Here is a 25,225-nt window from a genome sequence, read left to right as displayed (position 1 = left end):
GCGCATTTGCATGTGGCCGCGCCAGGGACGACACTCGGGTCCATGCGCGAGCTGCAACTCGTCGACGCGGCCGAACTCGCCGCCGCCTATGCGGCGGCCGAATACGCCGTGCGCCTCGACGGCGACGCGCTGCCGCTGCGGGTCGGCCGTCCGGCCGCCGACCTCGAAGCCTATTGGCCGCGCCGCCGCTACGCCTTCCTGACCGCCTGGAACCCGGCCTCGCAGCCGCATTCGGAGGCGGCCAACCAGGCCGCCGACGCGCTGCTGCGGGCGCGGCTGGACGAACTGGGCGTGGACCGCCAGCCGGCCTGGGCGCAGGACCCGGGCGGGGATTGGCGCGAGCCGGGCTGGCTGCTGGCGGACCTGCCCGCCGGTGCGCTGATCCGGCTGGCGCAGGAATTCGGTCAGGCCGGCGTGCTCGACTGGACGCAGGGCGAGCCGGTGCGCCTGCGCATGCTGCTGCCGCGCCCGCGGGCGGCGCCGGCGCTGCCCCACGTCGAATGGCTGGACCCGCCGTAGATTCGCGCGTTCGGCGAGGCCGGCATCGCGGCGGGCCTCTTTGCCGGGGAATCCCGTTGCGAGCGCGCCGCCGCCGATGCCCGGCACGAACGTCCATGCGCCTCGCGGGCGGCCCCATGCCGCGGAGTCCTGACGGCGCCCGGGCCTGATCGCGGAACGCGCGGAACGCGCATGCCCCGCCGCGCCCGCGATGACGCCCGGCCGGACCGCCGCGCGCGCCTCCCGCGGAAAAGCGCGGCGCCAGTTCACATAGAATGGGCGCCCCGCGGCCGCTGGCCGCCGCCGCCCGAACGATGACCCCGCCCGACCGAACCGCCCCGCCGCTGCTCGCGGCCCGAGGCTTGCGCTTCGCCCGCAACGAGGAACCGGTGTTCGGCCCGCTCGACTTCGCCGTCGACGCGGGCGAGGCGCTGCTGGTCCAGGGCGACAACGGCGCCGGCAAGACCACCCTGCTGCGGGTGCTGGCCGGGCTGCTGCGCGCCGACGCGGGCGAGGTCGACATCGACGGCCGCCCCGCCGATCCGGCGCGGCGCGCGCGCGCGATCGCCTATCTCGGCCATCTGCCCGGGCTGAAGGCCGACCTGAGCGCGCTGGAGAACCTGGCCTTCCTGTGCGGCCTGCAGGGCCGCCGCCGCGCGCAGCTGGCGGAGAACGCGCTGGCCCTGGTCGGCCTGGCCGGGTACGAGGACGCGCTGGCCCGCCAGCTCTCGGCCGGGCAGAAGAAGCGGCTCTCGCTGGCGCGGCTGTGGATGTCGCCGGCGCCGCTGTGGCTGCTCGACGAGCCCTACGCCAACCTCGACCTCGACGGCATCGAGCTGGTCAACCGCATGGTCCAGGCGCACCTGCGCGACGGCGGCGCGGCGCTGGTCACCACCCACGGCGCCTACGCCGCGCCGCCGGTGCGGACGCGGACGCTCGCCATGGGGAAGGCGGCATGAGCGCGCTCGTGCCGACCCTGTCCGGCGCCGCCCGGGCGCTGCTGCTGCGCGACCTGCGCCTGCTCTGGCGCCGCCGCGGCGACGCCCTGCAGCCGGCGCTGTTCGCGCTGCTGGTGGTGGCGCTGTTCGCGTTGGCGCTGGGGCGCGAGAAGCAGGCGCTGGCCCAGGCGGCCGGCGCGGTGCTGTGGCTGGCGGTGCTGCTGGCCGGGCTGCTGTCGCTGGACAGCCTGTTCCGGGGCGACGCCGAGGACGGCTCCCTCGAGCAATGGATGCTGGCGCCGGTGCCGCTGGCCTGGCTGGTCGCGGTGCGCACCTTCATGCACTGGGCCACCACCGCGCTGCCGCTGCTGGTCGCCGCGCCGTTCCTGGCCGAACTGCTGTACCTGCCGAGGGCGCAGCTGCCGGTGCTGTTGGCCTCGCTGGCCCTGGGCACGCCGCTGCTGAGCCTGATCGGCGCGGTGGTCGCCGCGCTGACGGTCGGGATGCGGCGCTCCGGTATACTGGTCGCCTTGCTGGCGCTGCCGCTGTACGTGCCGGTGCTGGTGTTCGGGGCCGGCAGCGTCGCCGCCGCGGCGCAGGGGCTGGATCCGGCCGGCGCGCTGCTCCTGCTCGGCGCCGGGCTGGTCGCGGCGCTGGCGCTGGCGCCGCTGGCGGCCGCCGCGGCGATCCGCATCGCCTTGAACTGAGAGCAAGCCGGCGCTCGCGCCCTCACCCCGGCCCTCTCCCGCATGCGGGGGAGGGAGCTAGTGAACGATGAATCCGATCCTGCGCTGGTTCCACAAACTCGGTTCGCCGCCCTACTTCGACCGCTTCGCCGCGCGCTGGGCGCCGTGGGGCCACGGGCTGGGCCTGCTGGCGATGGCGCTCGGCGCGTACGGCGCGCTGTTCCAGGTGCCGGCCGACTACCAGCAGGGCGACAGCTTCCGCATCCTCTACATCCACGTGCCCAGCGCCTGGATGAGCCTGGCGGTGTTCGCGCTGATGGCGCTGTACGCGGCGATCGCGCTGGTCTGGCGGATCAAGCTGTGCGAGATCCTGGCGATGGCCTGCGCGCCGATCGGCGCCGCCTTCACCGTGATCACCCTGGCCACCGGCTCGATCTGGGGCAAGCCGATGTGGGGCACCTGGTGGGACTGGGACCCGCGCCTGACCACCGAGCTGATCCTGCTGTTCCTGTACCTGGGCGTGATCGGCCTGTACCACGCCATCGATGACCGCCGCGCCGCGGCGCGCGCGGCCGGCCTGCTGGCGATCGTCGGCGTGGCCCTGCTGCCGGTGATCCGCTACTCGGTGGTGTGGTGGAACTCGCTGCACCAGGGCCAGACCATCCGCGTGTTCGGCGAATCGAGCATGGACCCGAGCATGCTGCCGCCGCTGCTGTGGATGGTCGCCGGCACCAAGCTGTGGTTCGTCGGCGCGCTGCTCGCCCGCGCCCGCGCCGACAACCTGCGCCGCGAGGCCGGCAAGGCCTGGGTCGCCGAGCTCGCGCAGGAGAAGCGCGCATGAGCTACCTGAACTACGTGATCGCCGCCTACGCGGTATTCGTGCTGGTGCTGGGCTGGGACTACCTCGCCACCCGCCTGCAGATCCGCCGCGAGCTGCGCGGGGCGCGCCTGCGCGCCGCCCGCGGGGCCGCGCGCCCCGCCAAGAACGCCGCCAACGAGTTGTCCCGATGAATCCCGTCCGCCGCCGCCGCCTGCTGTGGGTGCTGGCCCTGGTCGCCGCCGCCGGCCTCGCGGTCGCGCTGGTCGCGCTGGCCCTGCAGCGCAACGTCGCCTACCTGTACACGCCCGGCGAGGTGCTGCGCGGCGAGGCCGGGGCGCTGGTCGCCGGCGGGCAGGCGCGCTTCCGCCTCGGGGGCATGGTCGCGGCCGGTTCGTTCCAGCGCCCGCCCGGCTCGCTGGAGGCGCGCTTCCGCGTGACCGACGGCGACGCCGAGCTGCCGGTGGTCTACACCGGCATCCTGCCCGACCTGTTCCGCGAGAAGCAGGCGGTGGTCGCCACTGGCCGCATGCGGGGCGACGTGTTCGTCGCCGAAGAGATCCTGGCCAAGCACGACGAGACCTACATGCCGAAGGAAGTCGCCGACAAGATGGGCGTGGCGCACAGGAAGCACGACGTGCAGGTGCCGGCGGACGGCGCCGATGAGTGACGCGCTTGCGATCGTCCCCTCCCCCGTTCGCGGGGGCGGCTTGGGCCGGGCGCGGACCGCGCCGCATCGCGCCGGCGCCTTGAGCGTCGTGCGCGCCCCATCCCTCGCCCCTTCCCTGTCCCGCAGGCGGGAGAGGGGGTATCCGATGCATGTCGGCCTCTTCCGCCAGCGGGAGAACGGGAGCGCGACGCATGTGGGCTGAGCTCGGACAGGTCGCGCTGGTCCTGGCGCTGCTGGTGGCGGTGCTGCAGGCGGCGCTGCCGCTGGCCGGCGCGCAGAAGCAGGTCCCGGCGTGGATGGCGGTGGCGCGGCCGGCCGCGTACGCGCAGCTGGCGCTGGTCGCGCTGGCCTTCGCGATCCTCACCTGCGGCTTCGTCGGCCAGGACTTCTCCCTGCGCTACGTCGCCGAGAACAGCAACTCGCTGCTGCCGCTGGTGTACCGCTACACCGCGGTATGGGGCGCGCACGAGGGTTCGCTGCTGCTGTGGGCGCTGATCCTGGCGCTGTGGACGGCGGCGGTGGCGCGCTTCTCGCGACGCCTGCCTGAGCCGGTGCTCGCGCGCGTGCTCGGGGTGATGGGCGTGGTCGCGATCGGCTTCCTCGCCTTCCTGATCTTCACCAGCAACCCGTTCCAGCGCCTGCTGCCGGCGGCGGCCGAGGGCCGCGACCTGAACCCGCTGCTGCAGGACCCGGGCATGATCGTGCACCCGCCGATGCTGTACATCGGCTACGTCGGCTTCTCGGTGCCGTTCGCGTTCGCGATCGCGGCGCTGCTCGACGGCCGCATCGACGCGCGCTGGCTGCGCTGGACGCGGCCGTGGACCAACATCGCCTGGGCCTTCCTGACGCTCGGCATCGCGCTGGGCTCGTGGTGGGCGTATTACGAGCTGGGCTGGGGCGGCTGGTGGTTCTGGGACCCGGTCGAGAACGCCAGCTTCATGCCCTGGCTGGCGGGCGCGGCGCTGCTGCACTCGCAGGCGGTGACGGAAAAGCGCGGCAGCTTCCGCGGCTGGACCCTGCTGCTGGCGATCGCCGCGTTCTCGCTGTCGCTGCTGGGCACCTTCCTGGTCCGCTCCGGGGTGCTGACCAGCGTGCACGCGTTCGCCGCCGACCCGACCCGCGGCCTGTTCGTGCTGGTGTTCCTGGGCCTGGTCATCGGCGGCTCGCTGCTGCTGTACGCGCTGCGCGCGCCGGCGGCGGACGACGCCGGCAAGCCGGATCCGAAGCAGTATTTCGAGCCCGCCTCGCGCGAGACCCTGCTGCTGGCCAACAACCTGCTGCTGACCAGCGCCTGCGCGATGGTCCTGCTCGGCACGCTGTACCCGCTGCTCGCCGACGCGCTGGAGCTGGGCAAGATCTCGGTGGGGCCGCCCTACTTCGCGCTGATGTTCACCCTGCTGATGGCGCCGCTGGTGGCGTTGCTGCCGCTCGGGCCGCTGACCCGCTGGCAGCGCGAGCAGATCTCCAAGCCGCTGGCGCTGCTGGCGCCGTGGGCGGGGCTGGCCCTGGCCGCCGCCGCGGCCGCGTTCTTCCTCGCGCCGCAAGGGCCCTGGAAGGTCGCCGCGGGCGTACTCGGCGCCGTATGGGTCGGCGCCGGCACGCTGCGCTTCCTCTGGACCCGGCTGCGCAACCGCGGCGCCGGCCGCCGCCTCACCGCGGAGATGCTCGGCATGAGCCTGGCGCATTTCGGCATCGCCGTGTTCCTGGTCGGCGCCCTGCTGACCGAAGCGCTGCACCAGCAGCGCGAGGTCGCCCTCGCGCCGGGGCAGACGGTGCAACTGGGCCGCTACGAATTCCGCTTCGACGGCGCGGCGCATTCGCAGGGGCCCAACTACGAGGCCGACCGCGGCACCGTCGCCGTGTTCGAGAACGGCGCGCCGCTCACGGTGCTGCATCCGGAGAAACGCACCTACGCCGGCGGCCAGGTGATGACCGAGGCGGCGCTCGACCCCGGCCCGGCCCGCGACCTCTACGTCGCCCTCGGCGAGCCGCTCGGCAGCGGCGCCTGGGCGCTGCGCGTGCACGTCAAGCCGTTCGTGCGCTGGATCTGGGCGGGGGCGCTGCTGATGATGCTGGGTGGGCTGGTGGCCGCCGGCGACCGGCGCTTCCGCGCCGAGCCGGCCGGCGCCGCCGAACGCCCGCGGCGCGACGCCGCCGCGCCCGTTCCGCCCGGCGCGCAAGGAGATTCCGCATGAGCCCCCGGTCGCGTTGGATCCCGCTGGCGGTGTTCGCCGCCCTGGCCGCGCTGCTCGCCGCCGGCGTCTGGCTGAGCCGCAACCCGAACCGCGCGGCCCTGCCCTCGCCGCTGATCGGCAAGCCGGCGCCGGCGTTCTCGCTGCCGGTGCTGCACGAGCCGGGGCGGCTGGTGTCCTCGGACGAGCTGCGCGGCGCGCCCTACCTGCTCAACGTCTGGGGCAGCTGGTGCCCGGCCTGCCGCGACGAGCACCCGGTGCTGACGCGCTTCGCCGAGACCAAGCGCCTGCGCGTGATCGGCTACAACTGGAAGGACGAGCACGCCGACGCGCTGCGCTGGCTCGAGCGGTTCGGCAATCCCTACTGGCTGGTGCTGGTCGACCACGACGGCCAGGCGGCGATCGACTGGGGCATCTACGGCGCGCCGGAGACCTTCCTGGTCGATGCCGCCGGCATCGTGCGCTGGAAGTACGTCGGCCCGCTGACCGACGACGTGATCCGCGACGAACTGCTGCCGAAGCTGGAGGAGCTCGAGCGCGGCGGCGGGGAGCGCAAGCTGTGACCGGCCGTGCGCGTCCCTTGCCGTTCCGCGCCGCGCCGGCCGCGCGCCTGCGCGCCGGGTTGCTCGCGCTGCTGCTCGCCGCGCCCTGGGCCCTCGCGCAGACCGCGATCGACGCCGCGCCCCCGCAGTTCCGCGACGCCGCCGAGGAACGCCGCTTCCACGCCCTGGTCTCCGAACTGCGCTGCGTGATGTGCCAGAACCAGTCGCTGGCCGAGTCCAACGCCCAGATCGCGGTCGACCTGCGCCGGGAAGTGCTGGACCTGATGCGGCAGGGCAAGAGCGACCGCGAGATCGAGGCGTTCCTCGTCGCCCGCTACGGCGAGTTCGTGCTGTACCGGCCGCAGCTCGAATCCAAGACCTGGCTGCTGTGGTTCGGCCCGGCCCTGGTGCTGCTGGCCGGCGGCGCGGGGGTGGTCGCGGCGGTGCGCCGCCGCGCCGCGCACGCCCGCCAGCAACCCGCACCGGCGGACGAACCGGACCAGGAGTGGTGATGACCGCCTTCGCTCTCGCCGGCCTCGCCCTGGCCGTCCTCGTGCTCGCCTACGTGCTGCGCCCGCTGTGGCGCACGCGGCCGGCCGCCGGCTTCGGCGCGGTCGCCGGCCTCACCCTCGCCGCGGGCCTGCTGTACTTCGCGATCGGCACGCCGCAGGCGCTGGATCCGGCCCGGCGCAAGGCGCCGGAAACGCTCGACGAAGCGATCGCGCAACTGGAAGCGCAGCTGCGGCGCGAGCCGAACAGCATCGAAGGCTGGCGCCTGCTCGGCCGCGCCTATCTCGCCGAGGGCCGCGGCGACGCCGCGCGCGATGTGCTGGCGCGCGCGCTGAAGCTGGCGCCGGACGACCCCGACCTGCTCGCCGAGGCCGCCGAAGTGCGCGCCCTGGCCGCGCCGCAGCGGCGCTTCGACGAGGAAGGCGTGGCCATGCTGCGCCGCGCCCTGCAGCAGCAGCCGATGCACCAGCGCGCGCGCTGGTTCCTCGGCATCGCCCAGCGCCAGGCGCAGCAACCCGCCGAGGCGGCGCGCACCTGGGAGCCGCTGCTGGGCGTCGTGACCGACCCGGCCACCGCATCCAGCCTGCGCCAGCAGATCGACGCGGCGCGCCGCGATGCCGGCCTGCCGCCGCTGCCGGCCTCGCCCGCCGCGGCGGCGGCCGCGGAGGCCGCACCGGCGTTGCTGCGCGTCACCGTCGAGCTCGCGCCGGAGCTGCGCGGCCGGCTCGGCGCCGACGCCGCGCTGTTCGTGCTCGCCCGCCAGCCCGGCGGGCCGCCGATGCCGGTGGCGGCCAAGCGCCTGCCCGCCACCGGCTTCCCGCTCACGGTCGAACTCGGCGATGGCGACAGCCCGATGCCGACGCTGAAACTGTCGCAGCTGCGCCAGGTGCAGCTGCAGGCGCGCATCTCGCAGGCGGGCACCGCCGAGCGCGGCCGCGGCGATCTCGAATCGGCACCGCAGCCGGCGCAGCCCGGCGCCGAATCCGCGTACACGCTGCGGATCGACCGCGTCGTCGAGTGATGCGCGCGCCCCCTCGCGCGGGGAGCGCGCGGCCACGCGTTGCGCTCGCCGGCATGCGCCTTTCCGCGCGGCGCCTGGCAAGCGCGGGGCGCGTTGCTACACTCCGGCGCCTATGTTCGAGTTCATCCCGCCCGGTACCCGCTTCTTCCCGCTGCCCTCGCCGTTCCCGATGAAGCGCGGCGGCGCGCTGCACGGCGCGCGCATCGCCTACGAGACCTGGGGCGAGCTTTCGCCCGCGCGCGACAACGCGATCCTGATCCTCACCGGGCTTTCGCCCGACGCGCATGCGGCGAGCGGCCCGGCCAATCCGGAGCCCGGCTGGTGGGAGCCGATGCTCGGCCCGGGCAAGCCGATCGACACCGCGCGCTGGTTCGTGATCTGCGTGAACTCGCTCGGCAGCTGCAAGGGCTCGACCGGTCCGGCGTCGCCGAACCCGGCCACCGGCGAACCGTACCGCCTGGATTTCCCGGAGCTCTCGGTCGAGGACGGCGCCGACGCCGCCGCGCACGTGGTGCGCGGGCTGGGCATCGAACGGCTGGCCTGCGTGATCGGCAATTCGATGGGCGGCATGACCGCGCTCGCGTTCCTGCTGCGCCATCCGGGGCTCGCCCGCCACCACATCAACGTCTCCGGCGCGGCCCGCGCGCTGCCGTTCTCGATCGCGATCCGCTCGCTGCAGCGCGAGGCGATCCGGCTGGATCCGAACTGGAACCACGGCCGCTACGACGAGCGGCGCTATCCCGAGTCGGGCATGCGCATGGCGCGCAAGCTGGGCGTGATCACCTACCGTTCGGCGCTGGAGTGGGACGGCCGCTTCGGCCGGGTGCGGCTGGATTCCGACCGCCGCCCGGACGACGATCCGTTCGGCCTGGAGTTCGAGGTCGAAAGCTACCTCGAAGGCCACGCCCGCCGCTTCGTGCGCCGCTTCGACCCGAACTGCTACCTGTACCTGAGCCGCTCGATGGACTGGTTCGACCTCGGCGAATACTGCGCCGGGCGCTGCGGCAACGGCGAGGCCGACGTGCGCGCCGGCCTGGCGACGATCCCGGTCGAGAAGGCGCTGGCGATCGGCGTGCACACCGACATCCTGTTCCCGTTGCAGCAGCAGGAGGAGATCGCCGAGGGCCTGCGCGCCGGCGGCGCCGACGCGCGCTTCCTGCCGCTGGACTCGCCGCAGGGGCACGACGCCTTCCTGGTCGACATCGGCCGCTTCGGCCCGGCGGTGCGCGGCTTCCTCGATTCGCTGTAGCGCGGCCCGCGAAAGCGCCTACTTGTCCGAAGGCGCCCGCCCGGCCGCGGCGGCGTCCAGCGCGTAGCGGAAGTCGTAATAATGCGGGCCGTCAGCGATGGTGATCGTCATCGCGCCCGACAGGCCGGCGAGCTGGCCCGTTCCCGAATCGGCACCACCGTCACCGTCCAGGCCTCCGGCTTGCCGCGGTTCATCAGCGCGTGGTGGACCAGCGCGAAGCCGCCCTCGCGCCCATCGAGCGTACCTTCGACCTTCTCGATCGCAACGTAGGCGCCGGACGTGGTGCCGTCGCCCGCGTACAGCATCTCCCCCTGGCCGGTCGCCTGCAGCGGGCCGTGGAAGCGCTTCTGCAGCGACATGCGGCCGATGCCGGCCGCCTGTGCCGGCGCGTTGTCGGGCTGCTGCGGTGTAACCTTGACCTCGAACGTTCCGTTGACCTGACGCATGGTGGGCTCCTTGGGCATCGATCCGGCCGCCGGCGCGCGCGAGCGGCGCGAACGCAACCGCGAGCAACCAGGCGGCGAGCGCGCCGCGGCGTGCGGACGCGGCGGGCCTGGCGGCACCTCGGCGGCGGACGTGCCCGCATTCGAACACATCCGCGACGCGCCGGATTGGAAAAACCCGCCGCGCGCGGCGCGCATGAGCACGGTCGGCCCCGCGCGCGGCATCCTGCGCCACCGGCCGGCGCCGGGGCGTTTCCACCACGCCCGCCTGGCCCCGCCGCCGGCGCTGGCCGGCCTGGTCCAGCACTTCTGGATCATTCGCTGGGAGCTGCAGGGCAACCCGCCGCAGACGCGCGAGACCCTGCCGCACCCGAACGTGCACCTGGTCGTCGAGGGCGGCCAGGCGCGGCTGTACGGTGTGCAGCGCGGCCGCTTCGTGCGGGAGCTGCGCGGGCGCGGCGGCGTGTTCGGCATCAAGTTCCGCGCCGGTGCGTTCCGCGGCCTGCTCGGCAAACCGGTCTCGACCTTGCGCGACCGCAGCCTGCCGCTGGAGGAAGCGCTGGGCGTCGACCCCGCCGCGCTGCTGCGCGACCTCGCCGCCGCGGGCGAGGACGACGCGCGGCAGGTCCAGGCGGCGGTGCGCTTCCTCGAGCCGATCCGCCCGCCGCCCGACCCGGTCGCGGAGCGCATCGCCGAACTGGTCGCGCGGATCGAGCGCGAGCGCGACCTGCTGCGCGTCGAACAGGCCGCCGAGGCGTTCGGCACCGCCCCGCGCACGCTGCAGCGCCTGTTCAACGATTACGTCGGCATCGGCCCCAAGTGGGTGATCCAGCGCTATCGCCTGCACCAAGCGCTCGAGCGCCTGGCCTGCGGCGACGCGGCCGACGGGACGCGGCTGGCGCTCGAACTGGGCTATTTCGACCAGGCGCATTTCATCCGCGACTTCCGCCGCCTGGTCGGGCGCTCGCCCGGCGAGTACCTGCGCGGCTGAGCGCGCGTTTCGTGCAGGCGATCGCACACGCGATGTCGCAGCGCACAATGCGGCGCGCGCGCTACCGGGCCCGCTGGTAGCGCGTCGCTCGGAAAAGGTTTCTTTTGCGACGATCGGCGTAGAATCGGCCGCATGAACGCCGTCGCCGCCCTTCCGCCCACCGCTTTCCCGGATCGCGACCGGCTGGTCGCCGCGCTCGACGAGGCGGTCGCCGCCGGCGACGGCCACGCTGTCACCGCCGCCCTGCGCGGCGCCTTGTGCGGGATGATCCGCACCCGCAGCGTGCGCCTGCCCGACTGCGTGTACGCGCCGATCGCCGACCACTACGCCCGCCGCGAGCTGTACCGCAGCCCCGAGCACGGCTACAGCGTGGTGGCGATGACCTGGGGCCCCGGCCAGGGCACGCCGGTGCACGACCACGCCGGCCTGTGGTGCGTGGAGGGCGTGTGGGACGGCGAACTGGAGATCACCCAGTACGAGCTGCTCGAGCGCGAAGGCGAACGCTTCCGCTTCCGCGCCGCCGGCGGCATGCACGCCGGCCCGGGCAGCGCGGGCAGCCTGATCCCGCCGCACGAGTACCACACCATCCGCAACGCCAGCGACGATGCCGTCGCCGTGTCGCTGCACATCTACCAGGCGCCGATGGAGTGCTGCTCGATGTACCTGCCCGAAGAGGGCGAGTGGTTCTCGCGCGTCGCCAAAACCCTGCGGACCGACGCCGCGGCCTGAGCGCCGCGGTCGCGGCACGCCGCCCGTGCACGGCGACGGCGCGGCGCCCCGCTGCGCCGGCACGGGCCCGGCCGGCCCAGCCCCGCGGACAGGAACCGCGATGCACGACTGGAACGCGCGCCAATACCTGAAGTTCGAGCGGGAACGCACCCGCCCCGCGCGCGACCTGCTCGCGCAGGTGCCGCCGCGGCCGTTCCGGCGCATCGCCGACCTGGGCTGCGGCCCCGGCAACTCGACCGAGCTGCTGGCCGAGCGCTTCCCGGAAGCCGCGATCCTCGGCGTCGACGCCTCGCCGGACATGCTGCGCCAGGCCCGCGAGCGGCTGCCGCGGGTGGGCTTCGTCCAGGCCGACCTGTCCGCCTGGGCGCCGCCGGCGGGCACCGACCTGCTGTTCGCCAATGCCGTGTTCCAGTGGGTGCCGGACCATCTCGCCGTGCTGCGGCGCCTGGTCGAGGCCCTGCCCGCCGGCGGCGTGCTCGCCGTGCAGATGCCCGACAACCTGGACGCGCCCTCGCACCGGCTGATGCGCGACACCGCCGCGGCCGGCCCCTGGGCCGGCAAGCTCGCCGGCGCCGCCGGCGCGCGCGACGTTCTGGCCGCACCCGGCGGCTACTACGACGCGCTGGCGCCGCTGTGCCGCCGTATCGACCTGTGGCACACGACCTACCGCCATGTGCTCGACGGCGTCGACGGCATCGTCGAATGGGTGCAGGGCACCGGCCTGCGGCCGTTCCTCGCGCCGCTCGGCGACGAGGAACGGGCGGCCTACCTGGCCGAATACCGCGCGCGCCTCGCCGAGGCCTACCCGGCGCAGGCGGACGGACGCGTGCTGTTCCCGTTCCGGCGCTTATTCCTGGTCGCCGAACGCTGAGCGGCCCCCGCACGCGAATCGCCCGTGCGCCGCCCTTGCCGCGGCCGAAGCCGGGCCGCCCCTGCGGTTACGCCAACGAGCCGGTGCGCGTCGGCGCGCCCGGCCATGGTGGAGCGACGTGCCGCAACCGCGCTTGCCCGCGGCTGCGCGGCCGGACGGGCAAGCGCCGCCGGAGCGCGGATTCCGGCGCCGGCGCGGCGCTCGTGCGCGCGAGGTGAATTCCGGCACTTGGCCCCGGCACGGCCGCGGTTTAGCGTGCCGCAACCCTCCACGACGGAACCGCGACGATGCTGACCGACTTCCTCCTCGCCGCCCTGCACCATCTGCTGTTCTTCGGCCTGGTCGCGATGCTGGTGGCCGAGGCGGTGCTGCTGCGCGGCGCGCTCGACCGCGCCGCGATGCAGCGCCTGGCTGGAATCGACCTGGGCTACGGCCTGAGCGCGATGCTGCTGCTGGTCGTCGGCGCCTCGCGCCTGCTGTTCGGCATCAAGGGCTGGGACTTCTACGCCCACAACCCGTGGTTCCACGCCAAGCTCGGCGCGTTCGTGCTGGTCGGCCTGCTGTCGATCCTGCCGACCCTGCGCTTCCTGCGCTGGCGCAAGGCGCTGGCGGCGAATCCCGGCTTCCTGCCCGACGCCGCCGAGGTCGCGAAGATGCGCGGCGTGGTCCGCTTCGAACTGCTGCTGGTCGCCGCGATCTTCGTGTTCGCCGCCGCGATGGCCCGCCACGGCGGCCTGTGAGCGCGCGCGGCTGTCCCGGCCGCGCCGCTTCGCTATACTGGGCCCCGCGCCGGAATGGCGGAATCGGTAGACGCAGCGGACTCAAAATCCGCCGCCCTTAAAAGCGTGTGGGTTCGAGTCCCACTTCCGGCACCATGACGTCGAAGCCCGCGAGCGATCGCGGGCTTTCGTTTTCGCGCGGCTTGCGCCGGGTCGCTTCTCCCGGCGTTCACCGCGTCCGTCGGACGATGGAGGCTCTGCCGAAGGAGTCTCCCCATGGCATCGAGCAAGCGGGAACTGATCGCGCCGAACGGCGACAAGCGGCTGATCCGCCGCGACGACAAGGGCCGGATCGTCGAGTCCGACGATCTCGGCCGCTCCCTGGCCCAGGACCGGCGCCGCGCCGCCAAGACCGAAGTCGCGTCCGGCCAGGGCGACCGCGGCGATCGCAAGCGGCGCTGAGGCGACCATGAAAACGCGCCACATCGTGATCCTGATGATCGCGATCCTGCTCGCCGCCCTGGTCGCATACGCGTATCTGAACAGTCGCGAGGCGGCACCGCTGCAGAATCCCTCGCCGGACGCGGCGCGCACCGGCGCGCAGGCGCGGCCGGGGCCGGCGCCTGCCGCGACCGGATGAGCCCGCGGCGGGGCCGTGCGCCCCACCCGTCGCACGCATCGCGAGGCACGATGAGCTCGCCATACGGCCGCCCAGGCGGAGGTTTCAGCGACCGGCGTCCGGAGCTCTCTCCCGTGCCACGCGCGACAAGATCGGCGCGCTCTTCGCCCGGCCTGTTCGGTGCCTCCATCGCTCCATCGGCACCGCCGGACGCGGCCTGGAGTTCCGCGGTTGTGCCGAGGCACGCGCCCGTTCCAACGCGATGCGCCGCCGGCGACGTTCGCGACGCCGCCGCTGCCTGGCGGCTCAGCACTCGACCGGATACGGCCCGTCGGCGAAGCGCTCGATGTGGTAGCCCTTGGCGCCGACCTGCCGCGCCAGCGGGCTGCGGTAGTCCTCGCCCAAGCGCAGGCGCTCGAGCAGATGGCGGAAGTCGTAGCGCGGGCGCCAGCCGAGCTCGCGGCGGGCGCGCTCGTTGACGTACACGCGGTCCAGGCGCGGCGGCAGGCGCCAGCCGCGGCGCGCGTATTCTTCGGCGTATTCGGGCACGCGCCGGCGCACCACCCGTTCGGCGTCGACGCGCAATTCGGCCGTGTCCTCGGGCAGGAACGGCGTCGTGGCGCTGACGATGTAGCGGCGGAAGCCCAGCGCCGGCGCGCGCTCGGCCGCGAGCAGATGGGCCTCGACCACGTCTTCGATGTCGACGCGCCGGTGCAGGTACTCGTTGAGCTTGAGGTTGGCGTCGGCATAGCGCTCCCGCGCGCCGCGGTCGTCGTCCTCCTCGGGGAAGAAGCGCGACGTGCGCAGGACGATGCAGGCCAGGCGCTGGTTGCGGTGGAACAGCTGGCACAAGTCCTCGGCCGCGGCCTTGCTGACGCCGTAGATGTTCTTCGGCACCGGCGCCAGGTCCTCGGTAACCCAGGCGGCGGGCGCGCCGGCGGGCGGGACCAGCGCGTCGCCGAACACACTGGTGGTGCTGGTATAGACGAAGGCGCGCACCCCGGCCGCGGCCGCTTCCTCGAGCAGATTGAGCGTGCCGGTGACGTTGACGTCGACGAAGTCCTGGCGCCGGTGCGTGGCGATGTGCGGCTTGTGCAGCGTCGCCGCATGGAACACGGCCTGCGCGCCGCGCATCGCGCGCGCGACGAAGCCGCGGTCGACGATCGAGCCCACATGGCTGGTGTAGGCGCCGGGCAGCACGTCGAGGCCGACGACCTCGCGCCCGGCATCGCGCAGCGTGCGCGCGAGCGCCTCGCCGAGATGGCCGGACGTACCGGTGACCAGGACCCTCATCGCACGCCCCCGAATGATCAGGCCGGAATTCTAGCCCGCGCGTGGCCGCCCCCACGAGCGCGGGCGCGCGGTGCGCCGACACCCGGCGCGGAGCCGCCGATGCGCAGGCGCGGCACGCGAGAGCCGAAACGATGCCGTGCCATCGCCCTCGTCCGAAGCGCCGAGGCTGACCTCAGGGCAGCAAGGTGCCGAACACCACGCGCGAACGCTCGTCGTAGATGCGCAGCCACAGCCCCCTGCCGAGGTCCTCGGCCTGGCGCTTGGCTTGCGGCAGCACCGCGGCCAGCGCCGCCTCGGCGGTGCCGTACTCGACCGCGGTCTCGGCGATGCTCTGGGCCAGGCGGACGCCGTCCTGATGCGAAACTTCGACGCGATACATGGCATTCTCCGATCGCGCCCGGCCCCCTCCGAACGCAGTTGGGCCGACGCAGTCCGCACCGGCGATGGGCGATGCGCCTAGCCTGCCCGGCGCCGCCGCCGGTCGCAGTCGGCCAGGCACCGACGGGCTTGTAGGATTTTTCTGACCCACCCGGATGCCGTCCCCATGTGCCTGATCGCCGTCGCCTGGCAGGTCCACCCGCGCTACCGCCTGGCGCTGATCGCCAACCGCGACGAGGCGCACGACCGCCCCACCGCCGCGGCCGGCTTCGACCCGGACGCGCCCGACCTGTACGGCGGCCGCGACCTGCGCGCCGGCGGCGGTTGGCTGCTGGTCTCGCGCCGCGGCCGGCTGGCGGCGCTCACCAACGTCCGCGCCGGACGCGGCGAGAGCGGGACGCGTTCGCGCGGCGAACTGGTGCGGGGCTTCGCCGCCGGCGCCGAAACCGCGCCGGGATTCCTGCAGGCGCTCGTCGGGCGCGCCGGCGCCTACGGCCGCTTCAACCTGCTCGCGTGGGACGGGCACGCGCTGGGCTTCGCCAGCAATCATCCGCAGGCCCATTGGCACGACGTGGCGCCCGGGTTGCACGCGATGTCCAACGGCGCCTTCGACGCGCCGTGGCCGAAGAGCACGCGCGCGACCGCCGCGCTGTCGGCTTGGCTGGCGCGGGCGCCCGCCGGGGGCGACCCGGACGATGCCGCGCTGGCGCCGCTGCTCGAGGCGCTGGCCGACACCACGCCGGCGCCCGACGAGGCGCTGCCCGACACCGGCGTCGGCCTGGCCCTGGAACGGCGCCTGTCGCCCCCGTTCGTGCGCGATCCGGTCTACGGCACGCGCTGCAGTAGCGTGGTGCTGGTCGATGCGGAGGCGATCGTGTTCGTCGAGCAGCGCTACGGGCCGGACGGCGCACCATGGGGACGGACGCGGGCGCGGGTGGATTTGCGCTGAGCCTCCCCCACCCCGGCCCCCTCTCCCGCCGGCGGGAGAGGGGATCTGCTCTCGCGGCGAGGGAAGGAGGTTTCCCCTCTCGTGGCGGAAGGCCCGGATTTCCTGCGAACTCCGCCGCAGCCGCCGGGTCCCTCAGAAGCGGTAGCGGACGGTGCCCACCACGTTGCGGCCGAGCCCGGTGAAGCAGTCGCCGAACACGCGGCAGGGCGCGAAGTACTCCTTGTCGAACAGGTTGGTCACGTTCAGCGCGAACGACCACTGCGACCATTCGACCGCGGCCAGGGCGTCGGCCACGGTGTAGCTGGGCGTGCGCAGCGAGCCCGCGGCGCCGGTGGACAGGGTCGAGCCGACGTAGCGGCCGCCGAGGCCCAGGCGCAGCCCGGCCGCGCCCAGCTCGAAGCGCTTGCTCGCCCACAGCGAGGCCAGGTGCTTGGGCACGTCGCCCAACTGCACCCCGATCTCCGCCGGATAGTTGCTGCGGGTAACCTCGGCGTCGTTGTAGGCGTAGCTGGCGGTGAGCTCAATCTGCGGGCCGAAGGCGTAGGCCGCTTCCAGCTCGAAGCCGCGCGAACGCAGCTCGCCGGTCTGGACGACGTTGACCGGATTGTCCGGGTCGTTGGTCGGCCGGTTGGTCTCGACGATGCGGAACACGTTGGCGGTGACCAGCGCGTTGCGCGCCGGATTCCACTTCACGCCCGCCTCGACCTGGCGCCCGCGCTGCGGCTGGAGCGCGTTGTTGTAGAAGTCCAGGCCGGCGACCGGCAGGAACGATTCGGAATAGCTGACGTAGGGGGAGAGATGGGCGCCGGCGTCGCCGATCACGCCGATGCGGTAGGTGGTGGCCTCGTCGGTCTGCACCGGCGAGCCTTGGGTCCGGGAACGCGCTCGGTCGCGGCGCAGGCCCAGCACCAGCGACAGCCGCTCGCCCCAGTCGATCTGGTCCTGCGCGTACAGCCCCACCTGGGTGTTGCGTTGGTTCGGGTCGCGCTGGTACGCCGGCAGCACGATGCCGCGGGAGACCGGGTCGTAGATGTCGATCGGCGTGATGGTGCACACGCCCGGATCGGCGGTGGCGTCGCAGCCGGCCGACCACGAGCGCTGGCGGAAGTCGCTGTAGTCCACGCCGAACAGCAGCTTGTGCCGGAACACGCCGGTCCGGACGTCCCATTGCAGCGAGTTGTCGCTGGTGAGGATGCGGAAGTCCGGCTTGATCGCGTAATAGATGCGGTTGAGCAGGCGATCCCCGGCGTCGATGAACGGGTCCGCCGGGTTGCTGTAGGTGTCGGGGTACAGCTCCTGGAACGTGGTTCCGGCGTCGACGTAGCGCAGGCTGCTGCGCCAGGTCAGCGCATCGGCGAAGCGGTGCTCGAACAGCGCGGTCAGGCTGGCCTGGCGCGCGTCGAGCTTGTCGACGTCCGCGTCGCCGAGGAAGGTGGACGCGTCGAGGCGGCGGCCGGGCGGCGCCTGCAGGGTCGCCGCCACCGGCAGGAACTGCTGGCTGGAGGCGGTGCGGTCGCGCTGGTACAGCGCCAGCAGCGTCAGGCGCGTGTCCGTACCGATGTCCCAGGTGATCGACGGCGACAGGAACAGGCGGTCGTCCGAGACCCCGTCGGTCTGCATGCCGCTGTCGCGGCCGACGCCAACCAGCCGGCCGTAGACCGTGCCGGCCTCGTTCAGCGCGCCGGTGACGTCGAACTGCAGCTGCTTGCGGTCGAAGCGGCCGAACTGCGCGCCGACCTCGCCCTGGAAGGTCGGTTGCGGCAGCTTGCTGACGCTGTTGACGATGCCGCCGCTGGCGCCCTGCCCGTACAGCACCGACGAGGGGCCGCGCAGCAGTTCGACGCGGTCCAGCGAATACACCTCCACGCGCGGCAGCGGGCTGTAGTTGTAGACCTTGCGCATGCCGTCGTGGAATTCGACCGGCGCCAGCCCGCGCACCAGCATCGCGTCCGAGCGCGTGTCCAGGCCGTAGGCTTCGGCGGCGACGCCCGCGCTGTAGCGCAGCGTCTCCTGCAGGTTGAGCGCGCCGCGGTCGGCGAACAGGTCGGCGGCGACCACGCTGATCGCCTGCGGGGTGTCGACCACGGCGGTGTCGGTCTTGGTCGCGGTGATCGCGCGCTCGGCGACCACCACCACGCCGTCCAGGTCCTTGGCTCGGCGCTCGGCCTCCGGATCGGCGGACTGGGCATGAGCGACGGCCGCGGCCAGCGCGCTCGGCGCGAGCAGCGACCAGGTCAGGAGGCGGCGTTTCGATGCGGGCATGGAGCGTTCCGGGCGTGGATCGGGGGCGCGATTATCGGAACTTCCGCCCTCAAACGCAAATGATTCTCGATTGCCAAAACTCCGCCGCATACCGCCGCCGCAACGCATCGGTGCGCGTTCGCGCGATTGTCGGCGGCCGGAGCGGACCTACCATGGCCCTGCCCGATCGCTGCGCGCCGCCATGGACCTGCTGCTCCACGTTCTCGCCGCCTATGGCCTGCCGGTCGTGTTCGTGGCCGTGCTGCTTGACCAGGGCGGCCTGCCGGTGCCGGCGTATCCGCCGATCGTGGTCGCGGCCGCGCTCGCCGTGGACCAGGGCCAGAGCCCCTGGCCGATCGCGCTGGTCGCGGCGCTGGCGGCGGTGAGCGCCGATTGGCTGTGGTTCCTCGGCGGTCGCCGCTTCGGCACGCGGCTGCTGCGGCTGATGTGCCGGCTGTCGCTGTCGCCGGATTCGTGCGTGCTGACGACGCGCGGCATCTACGCGCGCTGGGGCGCGCCGTCGCTGGTCGTCGCCAAGTTCGTGCCCGGCTTCGCCGCGGTCGCCACGGTGCTCGCTGGCGAGAGCGGCACCCGCCCCGGCCGTTTCCTGCTGTACGACACGCTCGGCGCGCTGCTGTGGGCGGGCGTGGCGGTCGCGCTCGGCGCGGTGTTCCACGAGGCGGTCAACGAGGTGCTGTCGACCCTGGAGGAGCTGGGCCGCTACGGGCTGCTCGCGCTGCTGGCGGCGGTCGTCGCGTTCGTGGTCGCGAAGGCCTGGCGCCGGCGTGCGTTCCTGCGCGAGCTGCGCATGGCGCGGATCACCCCGGCGGAGCTGCACGGGCTGATCGAGCGCGGCGCCGCGCCGGCGATCCTGGACGTGCGCGCGCCGAGCCAGCGCGCCCGCACCGGCTGGATCCCGGGGGCGATCTTCGTCGCCACGATCGAGGACGCGGCGCTGGCGCCGCGCGAGGAGGTGGTGGTCTATTGCGACTGCCCGAACGAGGCCTCCGCCGCGGTGCTGGCGCGCGAGCTGGCCCGGCGCGGCTTCAAGCGGGTGCGGCCGCTGGCGGGCGGCTTCGAGGCCTGGCGCGGCGAGGGCCGGGCGGTGGCGACGCAGTAGCCCCGGCCCATCCGCGCTCCGCGCCGGGAAGAAGCCGACGCATCCTGCGGCGAGGTCCTATGTCTCCGGACGCGCCACGGCGGCTCGCGGAACGACGCGCCGGTCGCCGCACCGAACGGCCGCAGCGGTGGCTGCCGTCCGCGCCTTCAATCGATACCAGATCGCATCCGCGGCCGGGCCGGTCGCGGGCTCACCCCCGCCCCGAGCCGCGCCTCGCCGGCGACGGCGGGAACGCATCGGGATCGCGCGACCACGGCCACCAGCCGCGGCCGGTGCGCGCGTAGCGGTCGGCGGCGCGCTCGAAGCGGTTGCGCACGCTGATGCCGCCGCACAGCAGGTACAGCGGCAGGAACAGCGGGCCCAGCGCCAGGTACTGGTAGACATGCGCGCGCTCGTGGTCGGCCAGCAGGATCGCCGGCTCCTCGCAATGGCCGGCACGGTGCGCGTAGGTGGCGCAGGGCGTGTCCAGGCTGTCGCCGGTGTGCAGGATGACGTTGCCGAAGGTGATCGCCCCGCCCGGCCCCCAGGGCCAGCGCTGGAACACCAGCGCGAGCTCGCGCCGGCGCCAGCGGCAGCGCGCCCCCCGCAGCAGCCCGGCGGCGCCGAGCAGCAGGCCCAGCAGCGTGTTCGGCAACGCCCACAGCGCACCCAGCGCGAGCACCGCACGCATCGGCCACGGCGACGTCGTCATTGCTTCGATTCTCCCTCGATGGGCGGCCGCTTCGAAGCGCCGCCTCGCGAGCGCATCCAGCGCCCCCTCGGCCCACGACACCGGCGCCTGTCGACGCGGCCCATGCGGCCTGCCGTCTCCTACGCCGCGCCGGCACGCTGCCGCATGTGACCGGCGGCGCCGCGCTAGTCGCCTTCGGGAATCAGCAACCAGAGGATCAGATAGACCAGCAGGCCGGGAAACGCGGCCGAGGCGATCGAGGCGATCACGTACAGCACGCGCAGCAGCGTCGAGTTCCAGCCGAAACGCCGGGCGATGCCGCCGACGACGCCGGCGATCATGCGGTCGTGGCGGGAACGGGAGAGCGTACGCGGAGCGTTCATTGCGGCTCGGTCCAGGGACACGCGGGCAGTCTAGCGCGGCGGCGGTCGATGCCAAGCGCTCACCGCGCCGGGTGCCGCGACTCGGCCAGCCGCGCACGCAGCCATTGCGCCGAGCCGGTCTCCGGCTGCCCCGGGCAACGCACCCGGTACGGCTGCCCGGTCGTGCTGCTGCGGCTGCCGGCGCGCTCGATGAACTGCTCGGCGCTGCCGGCTAGGTCGCGCCTGCGCAGCCACTCGTACTTGCGGCGCAGATGCGCCTGTGCCTCGGCGGCGCCGTGCCAGCGGCCATTGCGCTGGAATTCGCAGTTCGAGCGGCCGAGCGCGGCGATCAGGGCCTCGATCTCGCGCGCGGCCGGTGCCGGCGTCGAGCTCTGCGCGCACGCCGGGCCGGCCGCGCACGCGGCGAGCAGCAGCAAGATCCGCCCGGGCTTCCGCATCGCACCCTCCGATTCCGTTGTTCCTCCCGCGCCCGGGTACCGCGGCTCCCGCGCGGCGCCGCTAGCGGCGTGGCGGCAGCCCGGCCAGCCAGGCCCGGACCACCGCGCTCCAGATCGCGTAGCCGGACTCGTTCATGTGCAGCTCGTCGCCCAGGAACAGCTCGCGCCGCGGCTGCCCCTGCGCGTCCAGCATCGGCGTGAACACGTCGAGGTAGTCGACGTCGGCCTGGCGCTCGGCCCAGGCGCGCACCAGCGCGTTGGCCTGGCGCATGGCCGGCATCAGCGCCGCGCGCGAGGGGCTGGGCTTGATCGAGACGAAGGCGATGCGCGCCCGCGGCGCGAGCCGGCGCGTCTTGGCGACGAACGCGGCGAAGTCGTCGCGCACCTGGCGCGGCGTACGCCCCTCCGCCAGGTCGTTGTCGCCGGCGTAGAACACGATCGCGCGCGGGCGGTACGGGGCGACGATGCGCTCGGCGTAGTAGGTCGCGTCGCGCACGCGCGAGCCGCCGAAGCCGCGGTTGAGCGCGGCCACGCCGGGGAAGTCGGTCGCGAGCGACGGCCACATCCGGATCGAGGAACTGCCGACGAACAGCACGCCGCCGGGCGCCGGCGGGCGCTCCGCGTCGGCCCGCTCGAACGCGACGATGTCGGGCTCCCAGCGGGCCGGATCGGCGAGTTCGGCATGCGCCGCGGCTTCCCAGGCGCGTGCGGGCACGGGGCCGGCCGCGACGGCGGCGAGCAGCGCGAGCACCAGCGTCGACCACGATAGCGACATCGAAAACCTCCGCATCCGACCCGGCCAATGTAACGCGCGCCGGACGCGGCGAGCGAGAGGGACGGCCCGGATCCTCGCCGGTCCCGGCCGGCCCCGCCCGTCGTCCCGCGCAAGCGGGGCCCATCGTGCCGGCCGCAGTTCGCGAAGAGGGCGGCAAGCAACATTCCCAAGAGCGCGCCTGCGCCCTCGGGGCGCCGGCGGCACGGCTCGCTCCATCCCCGCCGGCGCGGAGGCCGACCCCCTCCCCGGCCAGGGCGATCCGCCCGATGCCTGCGGCCCGCCTGCCGCAGGCGACGGGAACCGCAGGCTCAGCGCGAGCGCCCGGCCAACCAATCGTGGATCGCCGCCGGCACCTCGCGCTGGGCGCGGCCGGAGACGTAGATGCCGATGTGGCCGCCGCGGAACGACAGTTCGCTGTAGTCCTCGCTGCCGACCAGGTCGGCCAGCGCGCGCGAGGAGGCCGGCGGCACCAGGTGGTCCTGCTCGGCGTAGATGTTCAGCACCGGCATGCCGACGTAGTTCAGGTCGACGCTGCGGCCGCCGATCTCGATGCCGCCTTCGACGAAGCCGTTGCCCTGGTAGAACTGCTTGACGAACTGGCGGAAGGCCTCGCCGGCGAGGTCGGGCGAATCGAAGATCCACTTCTCCATGCGCAGGAAGTCCTCCAGCGCGCGCGGATCGTCGAGGATGTCGATCAGGCCGACGTACTTGTGCACCATCAGCCGCCACGGCTTGAGCATCAGGTAGCACCAGTTCATCACGTCCGCCGGCACGTTGCCGAGCGCGTCGACGAACAGGTCGGCGTCCAGGTTGCGCGCCCAGTTGGACAGCATGTTGTCGTCGGTGTGGAAGTCCACCGGCGTGACCATCGTCACCAGGTTGCGCACCCGGGCCGGGTTCAGCGCCGCGTAGCACAGGGCGAAGGCGCCGCCCTGGCAGATGCCGAGCAGGTTGACCGCCTCCTGGCGGTACGTGCGGCGCAGGTGGTCGACCGCCCCGCCGACGAAGCGCTGGATGTAGTCCTCCAGCTCGAGGAAGCGGTCGGAGCGGTCCGGGTAGCCCCAGTCGATCACGTACACGTCCTCGCCGCGCTCGAGCAGGCCGCGCACGATCGACTTGTCCGCCTGCAGGTCGATCATGTACGGCCGGTTGACCAGCGCGTAGACGATCAGCAGCGGCACCTTCGCGGTCGGCGCGCGCTCGCCGCGGAAGCGGTACAGCACCACCTTGCCGTCGCGCCAGACCTCCTCGCGCTCGGTCGCGCCGTACTGCACGTCCTCGAGCCGGCGCAGCGTCTCCAGGCCGGCGCGCAGCTTGGCCTGCCACTGCAGCGCCTCCTGCGCGAGCATGTCCGGGGTGAAGCCGAGCGGGCTTGCGGTGCGCTTCTCGTCCATCAGCCTTCGCTCCGCGGCGAGGGCGCGCGCTTGCGCGCGGACGCGCGCGTCGCGGTGCGCACCGGCTTGCCCGGCCCGGGCGCCGTGTTAGCGGGCGCGTTCCGGCTTTCCTGCAGCGCCTCGCGCAGGCGGCGCAGTTCGCGCTCGAGCTGGGCGATCTTGCGGTGCGCCGAATCCAGTTCGGTGCGGGTGGGCAGGCCGAGCGCCGAGCAGGCCTGCTCGAGCTCCGCCTGCGCGGCCTTGCGCAGCTTCATCTGCGAATTGACCAGCGCCGCGTAGGCGTCGCGGAAACGCGGCGACAGCGCGATCTCGGCGTAGGCCTCCTCGGCCGCGTCCACCCACAGGTCGAACAGCTCGCGCGCGGACGCCAGCGGGCGGCCTTCGCGTTGGCGCTGCTCGAGCCGGCCCTCGAAACGCTTGAACGCGTCCTGCCCGGCTTCGGCCAGCAGGGCGTGGTAGGCCTGCGCCTGCGCCTGGGCGTCGAGCTGCGCCTGGGCGAGGCGCTGCCAGCGCTCCTGGTGCTCGCGACCGAGGCCGAACGCCGGCAGGCCGAGCCAGCCGCGCCCTTCCTCCTGCCAACGCTGCAGCAGCGCCAGCCAAGGCTCCGTCCCGCGCGCCGGATCCTGCGCGCCGGCGCCGTGCATGGCGGCGAACGCGTCCTGCAACGGCCTGGCCACGTCGCCGCCCAACATCTTGCGCCAGGCGGCGGCGATCTCGGCGGCGCCGGCGTCGCGGCCGGCGAACTGCGCGGCGAGCTGCTGCATCTGGTCCAGCCAGGCGCCGGCCTGGGCATTGAAACGGTCGAGCACGTTGTCCGGTTCGCCGCGTCCGCCCTTGGCCAGGCGCGACCACCAGTCCAGCGCCTCGTTCCACCCCGGCAACGCCGGCGCCGGGGGCGAGGCGGCGGGCGCGCCGGCGGCGCGCAGCGCCTCGCCCCAGGCGCTCCAGTAGCGGCGCGCCAGCGCGTCGAAGTCCTCGAATCCAGCCTGCATCGTGTCCACCTCCGGCTGCAAGCGATGATAGCAATCGCGCATGAGCGCGCCGTCGCGGCGCCGGATGCGGTCAGGGCTTGGGAATGCGCAGGGTCTTGCTGATCATCAGCGAGCCCGACAGCGCGTACATCAGCACCAGCGGATGGAACTGCCAGGGGCCGAGCTCGACCCTGCCCAGCCACAGGCCGGCCCCGGTCGCCCCCTGCCCGGCGGCGATCGCGAGCACGATCACCAGCACCAGGCTGGTGGGGATCGGCGTGCCTTCGAAGTACTTGACCTTGTCGCCGCCGCCGGCGAGCTGCTCGGCGGTGACGTTGTAGCGCGCCAGGCGGCTGACGCCGCAACCGACGAAATAGCTCAGCACGATCCAGTCCCAGCCGCCCTGCAGCCCGCAGGCGTAGCCGAGCGCGGCCGGCGCGACGCCGAAGGAGATCACGTCGGCGAGCGAGTCCAGCTCGCGCCCGAGCGTGGACGCCGACTTGCGCCAGCGCGCGACCCGGCCGTCGAGCGCGTCGAACACGAACGCGAGCGGGATCAACGCCATGCCCACCAGCAGGTCCCGCACGCGGCCCTCCTGCAGGAAACGCATCGCGGCGAAGATCGCGCCGGTGCCGCAGAACGCATTGGCCAGGGTCAGCCAGTCGGCCAGGTGGAACTGGCGCAGCATCGAGAAGTGGCGCGGCGCGGGGCGTTCGCTGGACATGGGCCGGCCTTCGCAAGCGGGAGATGGCGGCAAGCCTGCCAAGGCGGGCCGGCCGCCGCAAGCGCATGCGCAGCGCCTCTGGCCGCGATCACGCCGCGTGCACGCCGTGCGACTCCCGCTTCCCGGGCGCGCCGCGGGCCGCCCCGGCGGAAGACGCGGCGGTCGTGCGGCGGCCCCTCGGCTGCCGTCCGAGGCGCAACGAGGGACCTGTTTTTTGCTTGTGCAAGTCGGCACGGAGCGCAGCCGGGGCATGGGGCAGGCACGCGGTGAATACGTCCATGCAGGCGCTTCGGCGGCATCCCTGCCGCCGAAGGTCGCGCCTGCCCGGCTGCGCAAGCGACGTGGCACGCGGATGAAAAAGCACAAGCAGGCCCTGCTGCGGGATGACCGCCGGC

30 protein-coding genes and 1 tRNA gene are annotated in these 25,225 nt (G+C 73.6%); 20 read left to right on the top strand and 11 right to left on the bottom strand.

Going from position 1 to position 25,225, the window contains the following annotated elements; genetic code table 11:
• Window positions 1–42 precede the first annotated feature (42 nt).
• The 11 genes from EDC50_RS03295 (at window position 43) to metX (ending at window position 9,123) form a co-directional block, all read left to right on the top strand.
• On the top strand, window positions 43–519 hold the full coding sequence (locus EDC50_RS03295; RefSeq protein ID WP_123769023.1) for a DUF3293 domain-containing protein: 477 nt from the start codon (window positions 43–45) through the stop codon (window positions 517–519).
• Between the two features lie 293 nt (window positions 520–812).
• Window positions 813–1,457 carry a heme ABC exporter ATP-binding protein CcmA gene (gene ccmA / locus EDC50_RS03290; RefSeq protein WP_123769022.1) on the top strand — a complete coding sequence of 215 codons (645 nt, stop codon included), beginning with the start codon at window positions 813–815 and terminating at the stop codon, window positions 1,455–1,457.
• Window positions 1,454–2,143 (top strand): heme exporter protein CcmB, encoded by a 690-nt coding sequence (ccmB, locus tag EDC50_RS03285; RefSeq protein WP_123769021.1) that lies wholly within the window; start codon window positions 1,454–1,456, stop codon window positions 2,141–2,143. Before ccmA ends, ccmB begins: the two co-directional genes overlap by 4 nt.
• A gap of 67 nt (window positions 2,144–2,210) precedes the next feature.
• Window positions 2,211–2,963, top strand: coding sequence for a heme ABC transporter permease CcmC (ccmC, locus tag EDC50_RS03280; RefSeq protein ID WP_123769020.1), 753 nt, complete (start codon window positions 2,211–2,213; stop codon window positions 2,961–2,963).
• The gene (gene ccmD / locus EDC50_RS16855) at window positions 2,960–3,133 is read left to right on the top strand and encodes a heme exporter protein CcmD (RefSeq protein WP_123769019.1); all 174 of its coding nucleotides are present in this window, start codon (window positions 2,960–2,962) and stop codon (window positions 3,131–3,133) included. The genes ccmC and ccmD overlap by 4 nt, the downstream gene beginning before the upstream one ends.
• Complete coding sequence (gene ccmE, locus EDC50_RS03270; protein WP_123769018.1) at window positions 3,130–3,609, top strand: cytochrome c maturation protein CcmE; 480 nt, start codon at window positions 3,130–3,132, stop codon at window positions 3,607–3,609. Before ccmD ends, ccmE begins: the two co-directional genes overlap by 4 nt.
• A gap of 191 nt (window positions 3,610–3,800) precedes the next feature.
• Window positions 3,801–5,804, top strand: a complete 2,004-nt coding sequence (locus EDC50_RS03265) for a heme lyase CcmF/NrfE family subunit (protein ID WP_123769017.1) — start codon at window positions 3,801–3,803, stop codon at window positions 5,802–5,804.
• Window positions 5,801–6,364 carry a DsbE family thiol:disulfide interchange protein gene (locus tag EDC50_RS03260; protein WP_123769016.1) on the top strand — a complete coding sequence of 188 codons (564 nt, stop codon included), beginning with the start codon at window positions 5,801–5,803 and terminating at the stop codon, window positions 6,362–6,364. Before EDC50_RS03265 ends, EDC50_RS03260 begins: the two co-directional genes overlap by 4 nt.
• Window positions 6,365–6,411: 47 nt before the next feature.
• The gene (locus EDC50_RS03255) at window positions 6,412–6,855 is read left to right on the top strand and encodes a cytochrome c-type biogenesis protein (RefSeq protein WP_170167599.1); all 444 of its coding nucleotides are present in this window, start codon (window positions 6,412–6,414) and stop codon (window positions 6,853–6,855) included.
• Entirely contained in the window at window positions 6,855–7,874 is a 1,020-nt protein-coding gene (locus EDC50_RS03250) for a tetratricopeptide repeat protein (protein WP_123769015.1), read from the top strand. The genes EDC50_RS03255 and EDC50_RS03250 overlap by 1 nt, the downstream gene beginning before the upstream one ends.
• Before the next feature lie 112 nt (window positions 7,875–7,986).
• On the top strand, window positions 7,987–9,123 hold the full coding sequence (gene metX / locus EDC50_RS03245; RefSeq protein ID WP_123769014.1) for a homoserine O-acetyltransferase MetX: 1,137 nt from the start codon (window positions 7,987–7,989) through the stop codon (window positions 9,121–9,123).
• A gap of 107 nt (window positions 9,124–9,230) precedes the next feature.
• Here the strand turns inward: metX and EDC50_RS03240 are convergent, their stop codons facing one another.
• Window positions 9,231–9,569, bottom strand: a complete 339-nt coding sequence (locus EDC50_RS03240; RefSeq protein WP_338419791.1) for a DUF3224 domain-containing protein — start codon at window positions 9,567–9,569, stop codon at window positions 9,231–9,233.
• A 130-nt stretch (window positions 9,570–9,699) separates the two neighbouring features.
• Between EDC50_RS03240 and EDC50_RS03235 the strand changes: the two genes are divergently transcribed.
• The 7 genes from EDC50_RS03235 (at window position 9,700) to EDC50_RS16290 (ending at window position 13,516) form a co-directional block, all read left to right on the top strand.
• A complete protein-coding gene (locus EDC50_RS03235) occupies window positions 9,700–10,557 on the top strand; it encodes an AraC family transcriptional regulator (protein ID WP_242002986.1) in 858 nt (285 codons plus the stop codon).
• Between the two features lie 132 nt (window positions 10,558–10,689).
• Window positions 10,690–11,286 (top strand): cysteine dioxygenase family protein, encoded by a 597-nt coding sequence (locus EDC50_RS03230; protein WP_123769013.1) that lies wholly within the window; start codon window positions 10,690–10,692, stop codon window positions 11,284–11,286.
• Window positions 11,287–11,386: 100 nt separating this feature from the next.
• The gene (tam, locus tag EDC50_RS03225) at window positions 11,387–12,157 is read left to right on the top strand and encodes a trans-aconitate 2-methyltransferase (protein ID WP_123769012.1); all 771 of its coding nucleotides are present in this window, start codon (window positions 11,387–11,389) and stop codon (window positions 12,155–12,157) included.
• Between the two features lie 287 nt (window positions 12,158–12,444).
• Entirely contained in the window at window positions 12,445–12,897 is a 453-nt protein-coding gene (locus EDC50_RS03220; protein ID WP_123769011.1) for a DUF2214 family protein, read from the top strand.
• Window positions 12,898–12,945: 48 nt separating this feature from the next.
• A tRNA-Leu gene (locus EDC50_RS03215) sits at window positions 12,946–13,032 on the top strand.
• Between the two features lie 120 nt (window positions 13,033–13,152).
• A complete protein-coding gene (locus tag EDC50_RS03210; protein WP_123769010.1) occupies window positions 13,153–13,338 on the top strand; it encodes a hypothetical protein in 186 nt (61 codons plus the stop codon).
• A 25-nt stretch (window positions 13,339–13,363) separates the two neighbouring features.
• On the top strand, window positions 13,364–13,516 hold the full coding sequence (locus EDC50_RS16290; protein ID WP_158635675.1) for a hypothetical protein: 153 nt from the start codon (window positions 13,364–13,366) through the stop codon (window positions 13,514–13,516).
• Between the two features lie 285 nt (window positions 13,517–13,801).
• On the opposite strand, the gene EDC50_RS03205 is transcribed toward EDC50_RS16290, so the two are convergent.
• Entirely contained in the window at window positions 13,802–14,788 is a 987-nt protein-coding gene (locus tag EDC50_RS03205; protein WP_123769009.1) for an NAD-dependent epimerase/dehydratase family protein, read from the bottom strand.
• A 172-nt stretch (window positions 14,789–14,960) separates the two neighbouring features.
• Complete coding sequence (locus EDC50_RS03200) at window positions 14,961–15,167, bottom strand: hypothetical protein (protein ID WP_123769008.1); 207 nt, start codon at window positions 15,165–15,167, stop codon at window positions 14,961–14,963.
• Between the two features lie 165 nt (window positions 15,168–15,332).
• Here EDC50_RS03200 and EDC50_RS03195 point away from each other — a divergent pair, with 165 nt between their 5' ends.
• Entirely contained in the window at window positions 15,333–16,115 is a 783-nt protein-coding gene (locus tag EDC50_RS03195) for an NRDE family protein (RefSeq protein WP_123769007.1), read from the top strand.
• Between the two features lie 132 nt (window positions 16,116–16,247).
• Here the strand turns inward: EDC50_RS03195 and EDC50_RS03190 are convergent, their stop codons facing one another.
• Window positions 16,248–18,377, bottom strand: coding sequence for a TonB-dependent siderophore receptor (locus tag EDC50_RS03190; RefSeq protein ID WP_123769006.1), 2,130 nt, complete (start codon window positions 18,375–18,377; stop codon window positions 16,248–16,250).
• A gap of 181 nt (window positions 18,378–18,558) precedes the next feature.
• Here EDC50_RS03190 and EDC50_RS03185 point away from each other — a divergent pair, with 181 nt between their 5' ends.
• Entirely contained in the window at window positions 18,559–19,476 is a 918-nt protein-coding gene (locus tag EDC50_RS03185; protein WP_123769005.1) for a rhodanese-like domain-containing protein, read from the top strand.
• Window positions 19,477–19,666: 190 nt separating this feature from the next.
• Here the strand turns inward: EDC50_RS03185 and EDC50_RS03180 are convergent, their stop codons facing one another.
• The 7 genes from EDC50_RS03180 to EDC50_RS03150 form a co-directional block, all read right to left on the bottom strand.
• Window positions 19,667–20,167, bottom strand: coding sequence for a hypothetical protein (locus tag EDC50_RS03180; RefSeq protein ID WP_123769004.1), 501 nt, complete (start codon window positions 20,165–20,167; stop codon window positions 19,667–19,669).
• A 164-nt stretch (window positions 20,168–20,331) separates the two neighbouring features.
• A complete protein-coding gene (locus tag EDC50_RS03175; RefSeq protein ID WP_123769003.1) occupies window positions 20,332–20,529 on the bottom strand; it encodes a PspC domain-containing protein in 198 nt (65 codons plus the stop codon).
• A 59-nt stretch (window positions 20,530–20,588) separates the two neighbouring features.
• Window positions 20,589–20,966: a YfeK family protein gene (locus EDC50_RS03170; protein WP_123769002.1), complete on the bottom strand. Its 378-nt coding sequence runs from the start codon at window positions 20,964–20,966 to the stop codon at window positions 20,589–20,591.
• Between the two features lie 61 nt (window positions 20,967–21,027).
• Entirely contained in the window at window positions 21,028–21,741 is a 714-nt protein-coding gene (locus EDC50_RS03165; protein ID WP_242002985.1) for an SGNH/GDSL hydrolase family protein, read from the bottom strand.
• A 308-nt stretch (window positions 21,742–22,049) separates the two neighbouring features.
• On the bottom strand, window positions 22,050–23,135 hold the full coding sequence (locus EDC50_RS03160; protein ID WP_123769000.1) for a class III poly(R)-hydroxyalkanoic acid synthase subunit PhaC: 1,086 nt from the start codon (window positions 23,133–23,135) through the stop codon (window positions 22,050–22,052).
• On the bottom strand, window positions 23,135–24,169 hold the full coding sequence (gene phaE / locus EDC50_RS03155) for a class III poly(R)-hydroxyalkanoic acid synthase subunit PhaE (RefSeq protein ID WP_123768999.1): 1,035 nt from the start codon (window positions 24,167–24,169) through the stop codon (window positions 23,135–23,137). Before phaE ends, EDC50_RS03160 begins: the two co-directional genes overlap by 1 nt.
• A gap of 28 nt (window positions 24,170–24,197) precedes the next feature.
• Entirely contained in the window at window positions 24,198–24,830 is a 633-nt protein-coding gene (locus EDC50_RS03150; RefSeq protein WP_199742075.1) for a CDP-alcohol phosphatidyltransferase family protein, read from the bottom strand.
• Between the last annotated feature and the right edge of the window lie 395 nt (window positions 24,831–25,225).

It is taken from the genome of Vulcaniibacterium tengchongense, assembly GCF_003814555.1.
In the GTDB taxonomy this organism is placed as follows: domain Bacteria; phylum Pseudomonadota; class Gammaproteobacteria; order Xanthomonadales; family Xanthomonadaceae; genus Vulcaniibacterium; species Vulcaniibacterium tengchongense.
Note: the sequence above shows the minus strand (reverse complement) of the source record. Positions and strands in the feature narration are given on the sequence as shown.

Coding starts and splice junctions, on each gene's coding strand:
- EDC50_RS03200 (WP_123769008.1), bottom strand. CDS start 15,167: ATGTATCGCGTCGAAGTTTCGCATCAGGACGGCGTCCGCCTGGCCCAG.
- EDC50_RS03205 (WP_123769009.1), bottom strand. CDS start 14,788: ATGAGGGTCCTGGTCACCGGTACGTCCGGCCATCTCGGCGAGGCGCTC.
- EDC50_RS03295 (WP_123769023.1), top strand. CDS start 43: ATGCGCGAGCTGCAACTCGTCGACGCGGCCGAACTCGCCGCCGCCTAT.
- metX (WP_123769014.1), top strand. CDS start 7,987: ATGTTCGAGTTCATCCCGCCCGGTACCCGCTTCTTCCCGCTGCCCTCG.
- EDC50_RS03260 (WP_123769016.1), top strand. CDS start 5,801: ATGAGCCCCCGGTCGCGTTGGATCCCGCTGGCGGTGTTCGCCGCCCTG.
- EDC50_RS03180 (WP_123769004.1), bottom strand. CDS start 20,167: ATGACGACGTCGCCGTGGCCGATGCGTGCGGTGCTCGCGCTGGGTGCG.
- EDC50_RS03265 (WP_123769017.1), top strand. CDS start 3,801: ATGTGGGCTGAGCTCGGACAGGTCGCGCTGGTCCTGGCGCTGCTGGTG.
- EDC50_RS03170 (WP_123769002.1), bottom strand. CDS start 20,966: ATGCGGAAGCCCGGGCGGATCTTGCTGCTGCTCGCCGCGTGCGCGGCC.
- ccmA (WP_123769022.1), top strand. CDS start 813: ATGACCCCGCCCGACCGAACCGCCCCGCCGCTGCTCGCGGCCCGAGGC.
- EDC50_RS03160 (WP_123769000.1), bottom strand. CDS start 23,135: ATGGACGAGAAGCGCACCGCAAGCCCGCTCGGCTTCACCCCGGACATG.
- tam (WP_123769012.1), top strand. CDS start 11,387: ATGCACGACTGGAACGCGCGCCAATACCTGAAGTTCGAGCGGGAACGC.
- EDC50_RS03195 (WP_123769007.1), top strand. CDS start 15,333: ATGTGCCTGATCGCCGTCGCCTGGCAGGTCCACCCGCGCTACCGCCTG.
- EDC50_RS03240 (WP_338419791.1), bottom strand. CDS start 9,569: ATGCGTCAGGTCAACGGAACGTTCGAGGTCAAGGTTACACCGCAGCAG.
- EDC50_RS03185 (WP_123769005.1), top strand. CDS start 18,559: ATGGACCTGCTGCTCCACGTTCTCGCCGCCTATGGCCTGCCGGTCGTG.
- EDC50_RS03190 (WP_123769006.1), bottom strand. CDS start 18,377: ATGCCCGCATCGAAACGCCGCCTCCTGACCTGGTCGCTGCTCGCGCCG.
- EDC50_RS03220 (WP_123769011.1), top strand. CDS start 12,445: ATGCTGACCGACTTCCTCCTCGCCGCCCTGCACCATCTGCTGTTCTTC.
- phaE (WP_123768999.1), bottom strand. CDS start 24,169: ATGCGCGATTGCTATCATCGCTTGCAGCCGGAGGTGGACACGATGCAG.
- EDC50_RS03230 (WP_123769013.1), top strand. CDS start 10,690: ATGAACGCCGTCGCCGCCCTTCCGCCCACCGCTTTCCCGGATCGCGAC.
- EDC50_RS03175 (WP_123769003.1), bottom strand. CDS start 20,529: ATGAACGCTCCGCGTACGCTCTCCCGTTCCCGCCACGACCGCATGATC.
- EDC50_RS03210 (WP_123769010.1), top strand. CDS start 13,153: ATGGCATCGAGCAAGCGGGAACTGATCGCGCCGAACGGCGACAAGCGG.
- ccmE (WP_123769018.1), top strand. CDS start 3,130: ATGAATCCCGTCCGCCGCCGCCGCCTGCTGTGGGTGCTGGCCCTGGTC.
- ccmB (WP_123769021.1), top strand. CDS start 1,454: ATGAGCGCGCTCGTGCCGACCCTGTCCGGCGCCGCCCGGGCGCTGCTG.
- ccmD (WP_123769019.1), top strand. CDS start 2,960: ATGAGCTACCTGAACTACGTGATCGCCGCCTACGCGGTATTCGTGCTG.
- EDC50_RS03150 (WP_199742075.1), bottom strand. CDS start 24,830: ATGTCCAGCGAACGCCCCGCGCCGCGCCACTTCTCGATGCTGCGCCAG.
- EDC50_RS03165 (WP_242002985.1), bottom strand. CDS start 21,741: ATGTCGCTATCGTGGTCGACGCTGGTGCTCGCGCTGCTCGCCGCCGTC.
- EDC50_RS03250 (WP_123769015.1), top strand. CDS start 6,855: ATGACCGCCTTCGCTCTCGCCGGCCTCGCCCTGGCCGTCCTCGTGCTC.
- ccmC (WP_123769020.1), top strand. CDS start 2,211: ATGAATCCGATCCTGCGCTGGTTCCACAAACTCGGTTCGCCGCCCTAC.